At 67.5% G+C, this 15,560-nt stretch carries 17 protein-coding genes and 1 riboswitch; of the genes, 1 reads left to right on the plus strand and 16 read right to left on the minus strand.

The window, feature by feature from the left end; all coding sequences use genetic code 11:
* Positions 1-4: 4 nt before the first annotated feature.
* From Sj15T_RS14990 to Sj15T_RS15025, 8 genes are all read right to left on the minus strand, one after another.
* Positions 5-592 carry a DUF2059 domain-containing protein gene (locus tag Sj15T_RS14990; protein WP_013038879.1) on the minus strand — a complete coding sequence of 196 codons (588 nt, stop codon included), beginning with the start codon at positions 590-592 and terminating at the stop codon, positions 5-7.
* Positions 589-2,040 (minus strand): NAD(P)-dependent oxidoreductase, encoded by a 1,452-nt coding sequence (locus tag Sj15T_RS14995; RefSeq protein ID WP_013038880.1) that lies wholly within the window; start codon positions 2,038-2,040, stop codon positions 589-591. The genes Sj15T_RS14990 and Sj15T_RS14995 overlap by 4 nt, the downstream gene beginning before the upstream one ends.
* 166 nt (positions 2,041-2,206) lie before the next feature.
* A complete protein-coding gene (locus Sj15T_RS15000; RefSeq protein WP_013038881.1) occupies positions 2,207-3,016 on the minus strand; it encodes an undecaprenyl-diphosphate phosphatase in 810 nt (269 codons plus the stop codon).
* Positions 3,017-3,161: 145 nt separating this feature from the next.
* The gene (locus tag Sj15T_RS15005; RefSeq protein WP_013038882.1) at positions 3,162-4,100 is read right to left on the minus strand and encodes a complex I NDUFA9 subunit family protein; all 939 of its coding nucleotides are present in this window, start codon (positions 4,098-4,100) and stop codon (positions 3,162-3,164) included.
* 213 nt (positions 4,101-4,313) lie between these two features.
* Positions 4,314-4,892 carry a TMEM165/GDT1 family protein gene (locus Sj15T_RS15010; protein ID WP_041385623.1) on the minus strand — a complete coding sequence of 193 codons (579 nt, stop codon included), beginning with the start codon at positions 4,890-4,892 and terminating at the stop codon, positions 4,314-4,316.
* Between the two features lie 94 nt (positions 4,893-4,986).
* A riboswitch (yybP-ykoY riboswitch) is annotated at positions 4,987-5,107 on the minus strand.
* A 62-nt stretch (positions 5,108-5,169) separates the two neighbouring features.
* Entirely contained in the window at positions 5,170-6,069 is a 900-nt protein-coding gene (locus Sj15T_RS15015) for a UTP--glucose-1-phosphate uridylyltransferase (protein WP_013038884.1), read from the minus strand.
* An 83-nt stretch (positions 6,070-6,152) separates the two neighbouring features.
* Positions 6,153-6,581 carry a hypothetical protein gene (locus Sj15T_RS15020; protein ID WP_013038885.1) on the minus strand — a complete coding sequence of 143 codons (429 nt, stop codon included), beginning with the start codon at positions 6,579-6,581 and terminating at the stop codon, positions 6,153-6,155.
* Positions 6,582-6,782: 201 nt separating this feature from the next.
* A complete protein-coding gene (locus tag Sj15T_RS15025) occupies positions 6,783-6,956 on the minus strand; it encodes a DUF1674 domain-containing protein (protein WP_013038886.1) in 174 nt (57 codons plus the stop codon).
* An 87-nt stretch (positions 6,957-7,043) separates the two neighbouring features.
* On the opposite strand from Sj15T_RS15025, the gene htpX reads away from it, so the two are divergent.
* Positions 7,044-7,973 (plus strand): zinc metalloprotease HtpX, encoded by a 930-nt coding sequence (gene htpX / locus Sj15T_RS15030; RefSeq protein WP_013038887.1) that lies wholly within the window; start codon positions 7,044-7,046, stop codon positions 7,971-7,973.
* Between the two features lie 49 nt (positions 7,974-8,022).
* Here htpX and Sj15T_RS15035 read toward each other — a convergent pair whose 3' ends face one another.
* The 8 genes from Sj15T_RS15035 to Sj15T_RS15070 all read right to left on the minus strand — a co-directional run bounded on the left by Sj15T_RS15035 (position 8,023) and on the right by Sj15T_RS15070 (position 15,560).
* On the minus strand, positions 8,023-9,789 hold the full coding sequence (locus Sj15T_RS15035) for a heparinase II/III family protein (protein WP_013038888.1): 1,767 nt from the start codon (positions 9,787-9,789) through the stop codon (positions 8,023-8,025).
* On the minus strand, positions 9,786-10,448 hold the full coding sequence (gene rpe, locus Sj15T_RS15040) for a ribulose-phosphate 3-epimerase (RefSeq protein WP_007686706.1): 663 nt from the start codon (positions 10,446-10,448) through the stop codon (positions 9,786-9,788). The genes Sj15T_RS15035 and rpe overlap by 4 nt, the downstream gene beginning before the upstream one ends.
* Positions 10,449-10,552: 104 nt before the next feature.
* A complete protein-coding gene (locus tag Sj15T_RS15045; RefSeq protein ID WP_013038889.1) occupies positions 10,553-11,038 on the minus strand; it encodes a hypothetical protein in 486 nt (161 codons plus the stop codon).
* 44 nt (positions 11,039-11,082) lie between these two features.
* The gene (locus Sj15T_RS15050) at positions 11,083-12,372 is read right to left on the minus strand and encodes an RsmB/NOP family class I SAM-dependent RNA methyltransferase (protein WP_013038890.1); all 1,290 of its coding nucleotides are present in this window, start codon (positions 12,370-12,372) and stop codon (positions 11,083-11,085) included.
* Between the two features lie 79 nt (positions 12,373-12,451).
* Positions 12,452-13,687 carry a peptidoglycan DD-metalloendopeptidase family protein gene (locus tag Sj15T_RS15055; protein ID WP_013038891.1) on the minus strand — a complete coding sequence of 412 codons (1,236 nt, stop codon included), beginning with the start codon at positions 13,685-13,687 and terminating at the stop codon, positions 12,452-12,454.
* A 269-nt stretch (positions 13,688-13,956) separates the two neighbouring features.
* Positions 13,957-14,379, minus strand: a complete 423-nt coding sequence (locus Sj15T_RS15060) for a 23S rRNA (pseudouridine(1915)-N(3))-methyltransferase RlmH (protein WP_007686702.1) — start codon at positions 14,377-14,379, stop codon at positions 13,957-13,959.
* 146 nt (positions 14,380-14,525) lie between these two features.
* Positions 14,526-14,915 carry a ribosome silencing factor gene (gene rsfS / locus Sj15T_RS15065; RefSeq protein ID WP_007686701.1) on the minus strand — a complete coding sequence of 130 codons (390 nt, stop codon included), beginning with the start codon at positions 14,913-14,915 and terminating at the stop codon, positions 14,526-14,528.
* A gap of 12 nt (positions 14,916-14,927) precedes the next feature.
* Positions 14,928-15,560 (minus strand): nicotinate-nucleotide adenylyltransferase, encoded by a 633-nt coding sequence (locus Sj15T_RS15070; RefSeq protein ID WP_269076461.1) that lies wholly within the window; start codon positions 15,558-15,560, stop codon positions 14,928-14,930.

The following is a 15,560-nucleotide window of genomic DNA, read 5'->3' on the forward strand; positions in this document are numbered from 1 at the left end:
CCTTTCAGGACGCGGCGGACATTGCCGCCCTCATCCGTGCATCAATCTTGGGCTGAGCCTGCTGCATGAACAGGCCCATTTCTTTGGCGAGAACAGGGCGGAGGATCCCAGACCGGACGCTTTCTTTGCGCCCTGTAGCAGACGTCATGTAGCGGTTGATGGCTGCGGCATGCTGTGCTGGGGGCACGATCCGGCCAGTTCCGTTCTTAACAGCTTCCTGCATGGCGGCGGTGAACGCCTGCCCTGCCGGCGATGTCCAGAATATGGCGGCTTCCCGCAACTCTTCCTCAGAGAAGTTCTGGATATAATCCGCCTCAATCAGGTGCAGCATTTTTGGAATGCCGGTCGTCCTTAATTGTTGCGAAAGCTCCGCCTTGCCAGCCGCCTTGGCTCGGTTTTTCCGAGCCTCTTGGTCGGCCGTCATCGTTCTGCCAACGGAAGCACGCGTCACGCCAGCATCAAACTGCGCATCCCACTGAGCAAGCGCGTCAGCGATGGCACGCTCCGGCTGAAACGTCGCCTGCGCAATTTGCGTTGCCGAAGATTGCGCAGCAGTGGAAGCTGCGGCCAGCATGATGAGACATGCGATCACGCCGCTTGCCTTTCCCCGGCCGCTGCCTTGGCCTTCGCCTTCAGATAGCGGTGCATATGCTCCGTCACGTCGCGGCCGTCGCGGATCGCCCAGACGACCAGCGAAGCGCCGCGCACGATGTCGCCCGCCGCGAAGACGCCGTCCATGCTGGTCATCATCGTCTTGTGATCGACGCGCAGCGTGCCCCAGCGGGTGACGGACAGGTCGTCCGCGCCGAACAGCCTGGGCAGTTCCTCCGGATCGTAACCCAGCGCCTTGATGACGAGGTCCGCTTCCAGCACATGTTCCGTGCCCGGATCGGGTTCCGGGGCGCGGCGGCCCGATGCGTCGGGCTGGCCGAGGCGCATCTTCGTCACCTTGACGCCGGTGACATGTTCCGTGCCCTCGAAGGCGATGGGGGCGGAGAGCCAGACGAATTCCACGCCCTCCTCTTCGGCATTGGCGACTTCGCGCTGCGAGCCGGGCATATTGTCGCGGTCGCGGCGGTAGAGGCACTTGACCGAAGTCGCGCCCTGACGGACGGCGGTGCGGACGCAGTCCATCGCCGTGTCGCCGCCGCCGATGACGACGACCTTCTTGCCATTGGCGTGCAGCGAACCGTCCTCATGTTCCGGCACGGCGTCGCCGAAACCGGCCTTGTTGGAGGTGATGAGGAAGTCGAGCGCCTTGACCACGCCGGGCGCGCCGACGCCCGGCGCCTTGATGTCGCGGGGCTTGTAGACGCCGGTCGCGATCAGGATCGCGTCGTGGCGGCTGCGCAGTTCCTCCATGCTGGCGTCGCGGCCGACCTCGAAGCTTTCGTGGAAGACGATGCCGCCGTCCTTCAGGCGCTGGATGCGGCGCATGACCACGTCCTTCTCCAGCTTGAAGCCGGGGATGCCATAGGTCAGCAGCCCGCCCGCGCGGTCGTGTCGGTCGTAGACATGCACTTCATAGCCCGCGACGCGCAGATATTCCGCCGTGGTGAGGCCCGCCGGACCCGCGCCGATGACGCCGACCGACTGGCCCAGCGGCGCGCCGGGGACGAGCGGTTCGACCCAGCCTTCCTTCCAGGCGGTGTCGGTGATGAATTTTTCGACCGATCCGATGGTGACGGAGCCGTGGCCGGAAAATTCGATGACGCAATTGCCCTCGCACAGCCGGTCCTGCGGGCAGATGCGGCCGCAGATTTCCGGCATGGTGCTGGTCAGGTTGCTGAGTTCATAGGCTTCGCGCAGGCGGCCCTCGGCGGTGAGGCGCAGCCAGTCGGGAATATGGTTGTGCAGCGGGCAATGGGTCGAGCAATAGGGCACGCCGCATTGCGAGCAGCGCGACGCCTGTTCCTCCGCCTTGTCGAGGATGAAGCTGCGGCTGATTTCGAGGAAGTCGTCGGCGCGATCGTCGGCCGAACGCTTCTCGGGATAGGCCTGGCCCGTTCCCACGAATTTCAGCATTGGATTATCTGCCATGGTGAGTCCCTGAAATGGATTTGCAGGGGTGCCCATAGCAGAAAAACCCGCAGAGTCACGTGGATTCTGCGATTTAAGTCAGTATGATTGACCTATTCTCCGGGAAAAGCCGCCGGAATTTTGCCGGGACTGAAATAATCTTGCGCTAAAAAGGTCCGTTTCGGCCTTACCTGAGGGAAAGCCATGCCAATGCCGCGATTCCCGCGACGATTCGATACCAGGCGAAGGGCGCGAAGCCATGGCGCGACACCAGCCCCACAAACCATTTGATCACCAGCAGCGCGACGATGAAGGAGACGATGAAGCCCAGCACGATGCTGCCCCAGCCGACCGTGGCGGAGGTCAGCTTGTCGCCGTTTTTCAGCAGTTCCAGCGTGGTTGCCCCCAACATGGTCGGGATGGCGAGGAAGAAGCTGAATTCCGCCGCCGTGCGCCGCTCCACGCCCAAGGTCAGCGCGCCCATGATGGTCGCGCCCGACCGGCTGATGCCGGGGATCATGGCGAGGCACTGGATGAAGCCGATGCCGACCACCCGGACGAAGGGAATGTCCGCAATGCCGTGGAAGCGGTTTTCCTTCACCATCCGCTCGATCCCCAGGATCGCGATGCCGCCCGCGATCAGCGCCCAGGCGACCACCCTTGGCGCGCCCAGCAATTCCTCGATATAATTGTGGAGCGCCAGGCCGATCACCGCCGCCGGGATGAAGGCGACCAGCAGGTTGCGCAGGAAGCGCCAGCTCGCCGGTTCCCGGCGCAGCAGGCCCATGCCCACTGCCCAGAAGGTCCGCCAGTAGAGCACCACCACCGCCAGGATCGCGCCCAACTGGATGACGACGTTGAACATCGCCCAGGTGGATGCGTCATAGCCCAGCAATTCGCTGGCCAGGATCAGGTGGCCGGTCGAGGATACGGGCAGGAATTCGGTCAGCCCCTCGACGATGCCGAGCAGGATGACTGTCAGATAATGCAGGTCCATTTGTGGGTCCGGTCCTTATCGGCGGGCAAAGACAAGCCCTCCCCCGGACGGGAGAGGGCGGAAGGAAAACTCATTGTGCAGGCGCGAAGGGGCGAGGCAAGCCGTCGCCGCACGGCCGGTCGCGCTCCGTTGCCGGTCCAGCCTGTCAGGCTTGGACCCGCCCGGCGAAGCGGCCATGCCTGCGGTAGCGGACCAGCCATTTTTCCGCGACCGCGGGCATCGGCGTGGGCGCGACGCCAAGGTCCGCCAGACCCTTCGCGCCGGGGGCGGCGACATTGTCCCTGCCCAGCATGGCCAACTGGTCCCGCGTGATCGGCCCGCCCGGCAGCAGGGCGATCAGCGAAGCGATGGAGGCGGGAACCGGGCACAGGCTGCGTTCCCGGCCGATGGCCTTGGCGATCCAGGCGTTGAGTTCCAGCATGCTATAGGTTTGCGGCCCGCCCAGTTCATAGGTCTTGCCGCCGTGCAGGCCGGGATTTTCGGCCGCGTTGGCGATGGCCTGCGCCACGTCGGCGACATAGACGGGCTGGAATCTGGTGTTCGCGCCGATCACCGGCACCACCGGGGTGAAGCGGATGATTTCCGCGAAGCGGTTGAGGAACTGGTCCTCCGGCCCGAAGACGATCGACGGGCGGATAATGGTGGCGCTGGGGAAGGCCGCCTTGACCGCTTCCTCGCCCGCCGCCTTCGACCGGCCATAGGCGGACGGGCTTTGCGCGTCGGCCCCGATGGCGGAGATATGGACCAGCGCCCCAACGCCCGCTTCCGCCGCCGCCTTCGCGACATTGGCCGCGCCGTCATGGTGCGAACCCTGGAAATCGCTGGAAAGCACGCCGACCAGATTGATGACGATGTCGCTGCCCGCGACGGCGCGGGCGACGCTTTCGGGCTTGCGGATGTCGGCCGCGACGAACTGCGTCTGGCCGAGCGCGCCCAGCGGCTTCACGCGCAGGGCGGTCGCCAGGTCGCGCTGCGCCACGCGCACCCTCGCGCCGCGCGCCATCAGCGCCTGGGCGACGTGCCGCCCCAGAAAGCCGCCGCCGCCGAACACCGTAACCAGACTGTCCTTCATCACGCGTCCCATGCCTATCCGTTCAAAGGGAATGACTCTTGGGCTCTATCGACATTCAGCCCTGACGGCCTGCAAATGACGCTTTTCCGTGCTTCCGGTGCTCACCTACTTTGAGTAGGCTGCGCGCCGGGCCACGGAAAATCACCATTTTCGGCTCGCCATCTTCTGAATGTCGATACAGCCTAGGCGTTCCCTTGCAACAGCCGCCGCCCGCTGACAACCGCTTTACCCGATCCAGCCCCGCAAATCAGCAATCATCCACAGGCCGAGGGCCAGGAACAGCAGGGCCGCCCCGACCTGGAGCGCGCGCATCGGCACCTTCCGCGCCAGCGCGCCGCCGAACAGCACGGCAGGCACATTGGCGATCATCATGCCGAGGGTCGTGCCCGCAGTGACGGCGAGGATATTGTCGAAGCGGGCGCCCAGCATCACGGTCGCCACCTGCGTCTTGTCGCCCATCTCCACCAGGAAGAAGGCGATCAGGGTGGTCATGAACACGCCCGCCCTCGACGGCGCCTTGAGCGGTTCGTCCTCGTCGAACTTGTCGGGGATCAGCGTCCAGACCGCCATGGCGATGAAGCTGGCGGCGACGGCGTAGCGGAACCAGGGCTGGGTCAGCGCGCCCGCGACCGAATGGCCGACCAGCGCGGCGAGGAAATGGTTGGCGAGCGTCGCGGCCAATATGCCGAGGATGATCGGCACCGGCTTGCGGAAGCGGGTGGCGAGCAGCATCGCCAGCAATTGCGTCTTGTCCCCCATTTCGGCGAGCGCGACGAGGGCGGTGGAGGTGAAAAATGCTTCCATCGGGGTCTGTCCGGGCCGGGCGAAGGTGAAGACGCAATGCCACCATCCCCTCCCGCCCGGCCGGACGGAGAAGATGATGCCATTGGTCTCGCCCGATGCGGATAGGACGTCGAACCACCCCTCGCATCCCGCCCGCCATGGCCTCTCGGCCAAATATGTTGACGAACGGCCCGTTCCGTCAGGAACGGCTGGCTACTCCCCAGATGACGCAGCGGCCTTTAGGATAATCGGGCGGGCGGGGCAAGGCCTGTCGGACGTCTTGCCCCGCATCGCCATGTCAGGCTGCGGCGGCGATCCCGCCGACGCCCAGTTCGGCCAGCGCGAACTTGCGGATATGCTCGCCCAGATCCTCGCGACCCAGCGCCAGGGCAAGGTTCGCCTCGATATAGCCCGCCTTCGATCCGCAGTCGAAACGCCGCCCGTCGAAGGTCACGCCATGGAAGGGCTGGGCGCCGATCATCGACGCCATGGCGTCGGTGAGCTGGATCTCGCCGCCCGCGCCCTTTTCCTGCGTCTCCAGGATCTTCATCACTTCGGGCTGGAGGATGTAGCGGCCCGGCAGGATCAGGTTGGATGGCGCCGTGCCCGGCGCGGGCTTTTCCACCAGCCCCCTCACCTCGGTGAGAGCGCCGTCGCGCCGGCCCGGATCGATCACGCCATAGCTCGGCGTGTCGGCCATCGGCACTTCCAGCGCGCAGACCAGATTGCCGCCGACCTTGTCATAGGCCTCGACCATCTGCTTCAGGCATCCCCGGCCCGGCGCGCCCTTCATGAATTCGTCGGGCAGCAGGATGGCGAAGGGTTCGTCGCCGACAATGTCCCGCGCGCACCATATGGCATGGCCCAGGCCCAGCGGCTCCTGCTGGCGCAGGAACACCGCATTGCCCGGCAACAGCCGCGTGCCGTCCAGCGCGGACAGATCCTTGCCCCGCTCGCGCTGCGTCGCCTCGGCCTCATAGGCCATGTCGAAATAATCCTCGATCGCGCCCTTGCCGCGGCCGGTGACGAAGATCATCTGCTCGATCCCCGCCTCCCGCGCTTCGTCGACCGCATATTGGATCAGCGGACGGTCCACCACCGGCAGCAGTTCCTTGGGCACCGACTTGGTCGCCGGCAGAAAGCGCGTGCCGAGACCTGCGACAGGGAAAACGGCTTTGCGAATCGGTTTGTAGGACATGAGGCTCCTGTTTCTTGGCTCGCGCGCAGAGAGAGTTGTCCCCTGCCGCATAAAGATCAAGCGTGGAAGATCACTTAACCCGTTCAGACAGCCAGCAGGCGCTGCGCCACCCTTTCGAGGGAAGCAATTTCCGCTTCGAGTTGCTCAAGCGAGACATGCGTCTGATTGTTCCGCGCATCGCGGCATGTGAAGCCGCCGGGCGCGGGCTGCTGAAAGCCGCCGATGATGAGCGACCGGAATCGGTCGATCCTCTGCATGTCGCGCTCTATATCCGCTATTTCCATCAGCGCGCCGGCATTGCGCCGGTCGCGCATCGACACCATGGTCCGCAATTCGGTCATCAGCTTCGTCATGCCCGGACGTGTCCGGGCGCCCACGGTCCGCACATCCCCCATGGCCTCCCGCATCATCGCGACCTTCGCCTCCAGGCTCTGTTCCAGCATCGTCCAGGCGCAGACCAGGCGGCCCACCGCACATAGCAGCGCCGCATCCTCTGGCGCATAATCCGACACTGACCTTGGAATGACCTCAGCAACCACGTTCACTTCGTCCGCGCCCCGTTATCCTTCACGCTTTCCGCTCGAAGGGGAAACTGCCCGTTTTGCAGCGCGGAAGGCTAGGGGGGGCGGGCGGGACCGCCCGCAGCAGCGGCACAGGCCATCGCCAACTGTGCCCAAACAGCGACGAGCCGTTGATCCTCCTCGGCGGCCGGATCAGAAATCGATAGCGATTCCCTTGCGTTCCCAGTCGCCATAGCGAACCGGGCTCAATTCCTCGTCATGGCGGGAAGGACTGCCGATCGGGTCGGGCTGCGGCACCGGCGGGCTCTTGGAAAGATGCGCGGGCGGCTTCACATGCGCGGGGCGCCTGCCGTTGAAGGTTCCCATCGATCCATCCTTTCGATTGCGGGGGCGACATCGCCACCCCATATTCGGGCCTGGACGCTATCTGGGCCGTAGAGGAGATTTTCGCAAGTGAATGGGATGAAGACGGCGATGCTGTTGTCGGCGCTGACCGCGCTGTTCATGGCATTGGGCTATACGCTGGGCGGCAGCGGCGGCGCGGCGATCGCGTTGCTGGTCGCGGCGGGCATGAACCTGTTTACCTTCTGGAACGCCGACCGGATCGTGCTGTCGATGCACAATGCGCGGGAGGTGGATGCCCAGAGCGCGCCCGAATTCTATACCCTCGTCGCGGAGCTTGCCCGGCGCGCCGGCCTTCCCATGCCCCGCGTCTACCTGATCGACCAGCCGCATCCCAATGCCTTCGCGACCGGCCGCGACCCGGACCATGCCGCCGTCGCGGCCACCACCGGCCTGCTGTCGATGCTGAGCCGCGACGAAGTGGCGGGCGTCATGGCGCATGAGCTGGGCCATGTGCGCAATCGCGACACGCTGATCATGACGATGGTGGCGACCATTGCGGGCGCGATCTCCATGCTTGCCAATTTCGGCCTGTTCTTTCGCGGCGGCAATCAGGAAAACGGCCACGGCAATATCGCCGCGACCCTGCTGGCGGTGATCGTCGCGCCCTTCGCGGCCATGATCGTGCAGATGGCGATCAGCCGCACCCGCGAATATGGCGCCGACCGGGCCGGCGCGGAGATCAGCGGCAATCCCCGCGCCCTCGCCTCCGCCCTCGCCAAGATTTCCGGCCGGGCGGAAACGATCCCCAATCCGGTGGCGGAGCGCAATCCAGCCGCCGCGCAGCTCTACATCGTTCCGGTGCATGTGAGCGAGCTTTTCTCCACCCATCCGGCAACGGAAAAGCGCATCGCCGCGCTGGAGGAGATGGCGGGCGGCGCGCCCCTGCCGCGGCGCGCATCCGCCCTGTCCCCGGCCGCGTCCTCCGCCGCGCCCAAGGGCCGCAAATCGAGCGCGCTCGATCCGCTACGCCGGGATTAGCAGCCGTCGGCAAGGGGCAGGGCAGGCGCCTTAGGCGGACTGTCGCACCCTAGCTCACCTTCTTCAGCAACCATCCCACGGTGGAGCCGCCCGGCAGGGCTTCGCTGATGACCGCCAACTGCCTAGTGCCATGGGGACGGCCCTCGGCATCCACCCACAGGCTTTCCTCTATCGCCAGCTTCCCCGCATTGGCGCGGAATTGCCAGGTCGCGCCCGTGTCGAGGCGCAGCAGCGCGCCCATGCCGTCGGCGGTGGGCGTGGGCTCCACGCCGGGGGCAAGGTGGAAACGGAGCTGGACGGGCAGCTTCACCGGCCTGCGGCGTCGCGCCGCGGGAGTCAGCATGTCCTCGCCGCGGATTTCCTTGCCGTCGCCGCTCATCAGCAGCAGGCGGCGATGGACATAGCCCATGCGCCGCACATAGCCGTCATGGCTGAGGTCGAAACGGCTGCCGCTTTCCGTTTCCTGCCGGTTGATCTCCACCTCGGTCACGCCCTTGCCCAGCGTGCCGTCGGGCAGCAGCGCGGTGGAATTGCTGTCGTCCAGCACCAGCGTGCTGTGCGCCGCGGTGGTGCGCAGCCCCTGCGCCAGATCGCGGGGCATCCACGCGCCCTCCAGCGCGGCGCCGCCGCAATTGACGATCAGCCGTTGCTGCCCGTCGCTGATCTCTATCGCTCCGGTGGAGGCGCAACCCGCATCGGCCAGTTGGGCGACGGGCGGCGGCGCGGCGTCCACCTGCACCACCGTGCTGCCGGCGGCCAGCCGCTGATAACCCCAGCCAGTGGCCTGTCGCAGCGGGCGGGCGCGCACGCGGCTGGCGCGGACGACGGCCTCTATGGTCGCGGGATCGACGGCGCCCGCGCCCTGCCAGTTGCCCAGCCCGCCGTCGCCATGGGTCAGGCCCAGCAAAGCCGGAACCGCCCTTCCCAGGGCCTCCGTCAGGAAAGGGGGCGTCTGTTCGCGCCGCACCTCATAGACGGCGGCGACCATGGTCAGCAGCATGATCGCTTCCAACTGGTCCAGCGGCGAGCGCGAGATGATGCCGCCGTCGCCATGAAGGCCGCTGTCGAGCGCGCGCTTGAGGCCGGCTTCACCGAACAGCTTGCGCGCCGCGCCGCCGGGCAGCAGCATCGACGCCGCGACGATCCCGCCCCAGGCGACCAGGCGCGGCAGGCCGACCGGCGCCTTGTCCGCGCCGCGGTCCAGATGGCGGGCGGTGCGGGCGATGCAGTTCAGCACCAGAGAGCGATAGACGAGGTCGCTCGATGAGAGGATCAGCGGCGCATGGGCAGACCAGAACAGCAGGCGCCAGCCCGCATTGTCGGCGCGCCATGCCGGTTCGCTGGGCGTGTCGGCATGGGCGGCGAGCCATTTGCGCATCACCCCTTCGGCGATCGGCGCGGCCTGTTCGCGGGTCGCCACGGTCGCCAGGTCGCGCAGCCAGTGGAAGCCGTGCAGATAATCGGCGAAGCCCGCCGTCACGCCCGGATTGGCGAAGTCCAATTTGTCGAGGGGCAGTTTCAGGCCCCGGAACAGGAAATAGCCGGCGCGGATCGCCTGGCCCGCATGGGCGTTGCCGGGAATCTCGTCATCGGGCACGGCGAGCAGCTTGAGCGGATATTTGCCCTTCAGCCGCCGGCCGTGGATCGGCGTCTTCCAGCTCAGCAGGTAAAAGCGATTGGCGATGCGCTGCGCCAGCGAAAGCCCCTTGTCATCCGCGATGCGGATGAGCCGCTTGCCCTGTTCGATCCCGTCCTCCGGGCCGGGTCCGGCCTCCTCGGGGGCGGAATGGGGGGGAAGGCGGCGGCGGTCGCTCACCCGCCGCGCAGCGTCCGAATATTGTCGGCATAGGCGGACGCGCCGCCCCGGAAGGTCGCGGTGCCTGCCACCAGCACGTCCGCGCCCGCCTCGATGGCGAGCGGCGCGGTCGTGAAGTCGATGCCGCCGTCGACCTGCAGGCGGATGTCGCGGCCTGACTTCTCGATCATCTTGCGGATCGCCTCGATCTTGCGAAGCTGGTTGGCGATGAAGCTCTGCCCGCCAAAGCCGGGGTTGACGCTCATCACCAGGATCAGGTCGACATCGTCGATCAGGTAATCCAGCATCTTCGCCGGCGTGCCGGGATTGAGCACCACGCCCGCCTGCACGCCCAGCGACTTGATGTGCTGGATGGAGCGGTGGATATGCGGCCCGGCTTCGGGATGGACGGTCAATATGTCCGCGCCCGCCTCCGCAAAGGCGTTCAGATACTGGTCCACCGGGGAGATCATCAGGTGGACGTCGAACGGCTTTTTCGTGTGCGGGCGCAGCGCCTTCACCACGCCGGGGCCGATGGTGATGTTGGGCACGAAATGGCCGTCCATCACGTCGATATGGATCCAGTCGGCGCCGGCCTCGTCGATGGCGCGGACCTCCTCGCCCAGGCGGGCGAAATCGGCGGACAGGATGGATGGCGAGATCAGGATCGGGCTGGTCATTTGACCATCGGCCTTAGCCTTGGCCGAAGGTCAGGGCAACGCCCGATTAACGCTATCCACAGGCTTTTGGCCAGGGCTGTCGGCGGGCGGACTGGCCCTGTCCGTCAGGACAGGATGAACAGGGTGGGATCAAGGCGCGTCGACGGCCTGGAACCCTTGGGCAGGAACTGCTTGACGCCGTGCAGCGCAACCACCCGATTTCGCTGGATGACGGGCGCGGCTATCAGGCGCATGGCGCATTCGCCGCCGTCCGCCGGGCGGATGTCGACATCCACCGTGAAGCCGCGCCTGTGGCGGATCGCATAGGCGCGCAACCGCTCCATCGCGGCGCAGCTGTCGGGCGCGTAGAGCGACACGGCGAGCGGGCGGGGAACCGCCGTCCCGCGCTCCAGCCCGAAAATGTCATAGACCCCGTCCGTCCAGTTCAGGCTGTCGTCGCCCAGATCGCAATGCCACAGGCCCAGGCCGCGTTCCGCCAGCGCCCCGTCGTCGCGGGCGATCCGGTCGTCCAGCATCACCGGCGCCAGATGGTCGCGCAACGCATATAGCGGCCAGCTATGATTCAGGGGAAGGGGCTCGGTCGGGCGCAAGACAGGTCTTTCTGAATGCCGGATCGCACCATAGGGTTGCTTGGTCAAGGCTTGGTGGATCGTATCAGCCTTGCAACGAAAAAGCCATCCGTGCCGCCCTGCGCGGCAAGGATGTCGGGCAGGGTGCGGACCCAGCCTTGCGCCGCGGGCGCGATGCCGTCGGGCAGTTCGGCCGGCATGGCGGGCAGCGGGCCGAAATCCGGCCGGGCGTCCAGGAATCGGGCGACCTGATCCTCGCCCTCCGCCTGTTCGAGGGAACAGGTGGCGTAGACCAGCGTCCCGCCGGGCTTCAGCCATGCCGCGGCGCGGGCCAGCAGTTCGGCCTGGAGTTCGGCCATCTCCGCGATCTGGCGCGGGCCGATGCGGTGGAGCACGTCGGGATGGCGGCGGTAGATGCCTGTCGCGGTGCAGGGCGCGTCCAGCAGGACGGCGTCGGCCGGAGCTTCGGGTCGCCATGCGCGCAGGTCGTCCTGCACGATGGCGGCGGAAAGGCCGGTGCGGGCCAGGTTTTCGCTCAGTCGTTCGAGGCGCTTCTTCGACTGGTCGACCGCCGTCACGCGCCAGCCGGCGGCGGCAAGCTGCATCGTCTTGCCGCCGGGCGCGGCGCAGAGGTCAAGGACACAGCGCCCCTCTCCCGCACCCAGCAGGCGCGCGGGGGTGGAGGCGGCCAGATCCTGCACCCACCAGGCGCCTTCGCCGAAGCCGGGAAGGTCCGGGATGACGGCGCCTTCGGGCAGGCGGACATGGCCGGGGGCAAGGCTCCGGCCGTTGAGCGCCTCGGCCCAATGCGCGGTCCGGGCGGGATCGCGCAGGCTGACGTCGACCGGCGGACGCTGGGCATAGGCGTGCGCGGCGGCCTGCGGCATGGCGTCGCCCCATTGGGCGGCCCAGCGGCCGGCGGTCTCCGGCGGCAGGGCGGGGGGTGAAGGCAGCGTCGGATCGGCGCGGGTCAGCGTGCCGAAGACGCCATGCACCAGCTTGCGGGGGCCGCCATCGACCAGCGGCAGCGCTGTCGCGATCGCGGCGTGCGGCGCGGTGCCCAGCGCCAGCACCTGGATCAGGGCGATGCGCAGGACCATCCGCGCCTTGGCGTCGTGCGGGAGCGGCTGGCGCGTGGCGCCGTCGATCAGCGCGTCGAGATCGGGGAGGTGGCGCAGCGTCTCTGCCGCGATGGCATGGACCAGCGCCCTGTCGGCGGGAGCAAGCCCCTGCGCCGCGCCATGCAGCGCGAGTTCGAGCGGATCGCCGCGCCGAAGCACGGCGTCGAGCAGGCGCAGCGCCGCGCGACGGGCGGGGAGGCCGGGGACGTCCTGGGGGCGGGATGGGCGGGGCATGGAAAGCGCCTAGGGCAAAATGCGCGGGAAAGTAAGTTGTGTTCGGGGGCGGCCCGCGCCTTTGCAGGTCGCGGCCGGATCAACCTGCGCCCACCAGCGGCACGATGTCCACGGGGCGGCCATTGCGCCGCAACTCGACCGTGATGCTGGGTCGCCCCGGCCCGGCATTGCCCAGGGGATCGCCCTGCCGCACCACGTCCCCCACCGCGGCGTTGAGGCGCAGCAGCCCGGTGATCAGCGTCGTCCAGCCGCCGCCATGGTCGATGATGACGATCTGCCCATAGCCGCGATAAGGCCCGGCAAAGACGATGCGCCCCGCGGTCGGCGCCACCGCCAGGGCATCCGGGCGCGTGGCGATGGTCAGGCCCCGTGACCGGACGCCGCCTTCCGACACTTCGCCCATGCCCGTCACCAACTGGCCGACGACCGGCAGGCGATAGGGCGGCGGCGCGCCCAGGCTGCGCGGACGGGCCGGCGCCGGGGCGCGCGCCTGGTCGGGCCGCGCAGGGCGCGGCACGGGACCGGGCAGGGCGGCCAGCCGATCGCGCAGGTCGCCCGCCTCCTCCAGCCTGTCCATCAGGTCGACGATGTCGCGCGCCCGCTCCCCAAGGGCTAGGGCGCGGTCGCTTTCCAGATCGGCATTGGCCCTGTAATCCTGCGCCGCGAGCCGCTTTTGCGCTTCCAGCCTTTGTAGGGCGGCCTGCCGCTGCTTCAGGTCCTGCTGGCTTTGGGCGAGCGAATCCGCCGCCTGCTCGGCCGTGGCGCGCAGGGCGCGGCTGCGCTCCAGTTCCGCGCGCAGCCCGGCGGTCCGTTCCCGGATGACCGGCAGCACCTGCCCCAGCACGGCGCGCATATGGATGGCGTCGTCGATCGATCCCGGCTTGACCAGCGCCAGCGCCAGCGGCCGCTGCGCCATCATCTGCAAGGCCGCGGTCAGGCGGACGACAGGCTCCTGCCTGGCGGCCAGACGGGCGGCCTGCGCGCGCTGGAGCCGGGCGACGATGGCGATGCGGGCCTGCGCGGCCTGTATGTCCGCTTCCGCCTGCTGGATGCGGGCGGCCATGGCGGCGGCGCGGCGGCGGGCCTGGTCGGCTTCGCTGCGGGCGGCAGCGGCCTGCCGCTCCAGCCGTTCGGAACGCGACCGCGCTTCCTCCGACTGGCGGCGCGCGGTCTTCAGGGCGGCCTGTTCCTCATTGAGGCTGGTGCCGCCGGCGCCTGTCAGGATCACCGCCTGCCCATCGACGGCGGGCAGGCGCGATCCGGCCAGCGCCGCCGCGCCGGCAAGACATGCCGCGATGATCGCCGTCCGTCTCAACCCAAACCCCCCGCCGGCTTGGGACGCCGGCTATGCCTGACTAGGCGCAAACCCCGGCTCCTGTCGAGCGATGTCGGACCAGGGTGTGTGGGATTGAATTCAGGGCGCGGCGAAAATATTGGAATTCGAGAACCTCGAAAGGAGGCAGGTGACTCGTTTCGACGCAGCCTAGTTCAGTATGTGAGCACCGGAAGCGCAGAAAGCCGCTATTTGCAGCCCGCCATGGGCTGAATCCCCCACACGCCCTGGAGAAGCATGGGGGCGGACATTCACCCCTCGCGATGATAGGGGTGCCCGGCCAGGATGGAGCAAGCCCGCCACAATTGCTCGGCCAGCATGGCGCGGGCCATCATATGGGGCCATGTCATCGCGCCGAAGGCGATCAGCAGGTCGGCATTGTCCCGCTCCGCATCGTCGAAGCCGTCGGCAGCGCCGATCAGGAAGCGGCATTCGCGCTTGCCGGAATCGCGCCAGCCCTCGATGCGGCGGGCGAAGTCGATGGAGCTGAGCTGCCGGCCCTTTTCATCCAGCATGACGGTGACGGTGCCCGGCGGGGCCGGCGGCAGCTTGCCGCCCCGATCGGGCAGTTCGGTGATCCTGAACGGCATGGTCAGCCGCCTGGCATAACGGTCGACCAGTTCCGCCTCTGGCGAGCGCCCGATCTTTCCGCGCGCGATGATGTGGAGGAGCATGGTCTGCCCCCTTAGAGCATCGTGCAGAAAAGCGGGAACAGGTTTTCTGCTTGAAACGATGCGACAACGGAAACTTGGACCGCACGGCCTGCGTCCGATTTAGCGCAGCGCGCTCCAACAACTCAGGCCGCTTGTCGAAGGGCCGGTCAGGCGGTTCCCGCCACCGGCGCGTCGACGAAGCCCCACATCCGTTCCAGATTGTAGAAGCTGCGCACCTCCGGCCGGAACAGGTGGACGATCACGTCCCCGGCGTCGATCAGCACCCAATCGGCCACGGGCAGGCCCTCGACGCGGGCGGAACGCCCGGTCGCCTGCTTGATCCGCTCGGCCAGCTTCTGCGCCATCGACGCCACCTGACGGGACGAACGCCCGCTGGCGATCACCATGTGATCGGCGATGCTGCTCTTGCCTTCGAGGGGGATGGAGATGGTTTCCTGCGCCTGGTCGTCGTCAAGCGACTTCAAGACAAGGTCGTGCAGGGCGGCAACGCTGTCGGCATTATGAGCCGTGTCGTTGGCGGGATGCGGTCTGGTCAAAGATGCTCCATTCTAGACAATCAACCGGCGCGTGAGCGGGTCGCGCACGCGTGTGTGTTCATATTCGCGATGCCAGAGGGGGTCTGCCTGCCGCAGCAGGGTCGCCGATCTTGGATCAGGGCGAAAGCGCAGAAGCACAAGCGCCGGCGGTCTCCAATCCGTCCATGCTGCACTCTGGCGTGCGGGCCGGACGAAGCGCCGCAGCCAGCTCATGGCCGGTGAGCCACGGGCGGCCTCATCATAGCCGGGCCGGGCGATCACGGCAATGGGCATAATCCGGGCTATACCGCGCCAGTCCCTCCACTGGCCGAATTGGGCAAGATTGTCCGCCCCCATCAGCCAGATGAAGCGATGCCGCGGATAGCGGCGTCGCAAGGCTTTCACCGTGTCGATGGTGTATCGCGTGCGAAGCTGCGCCTCGATCGCCGTCGGCCGGATGAGGCTGCGCCGCGCGACTTTTCGGGCGCGGGCAAGGCGGGCGGGCAGGGGCGCCATGCCGGCCTTGGGCTTGAGCGGATTGCCCGGCGAGACCAGCCACCAGACTTCATCCAGCGCCAGCGCGTCGGCCGCGAACCGGGAAATGTCCCGATGCCCGTCATGGGCCGGATTGAAGGAGCCGCCAAGAAGGCCGATGCGTTTCATGAT

Source organism: Sphingobium sp. TA15 (assembly GCF_037101235.1).
Lineage (GTDB): Bacteria > Pseudomonadota > Alphaproteobacteria > Sphingomonadales > Sphingomonadaceae > Sphingobium > Sphingobium indicum.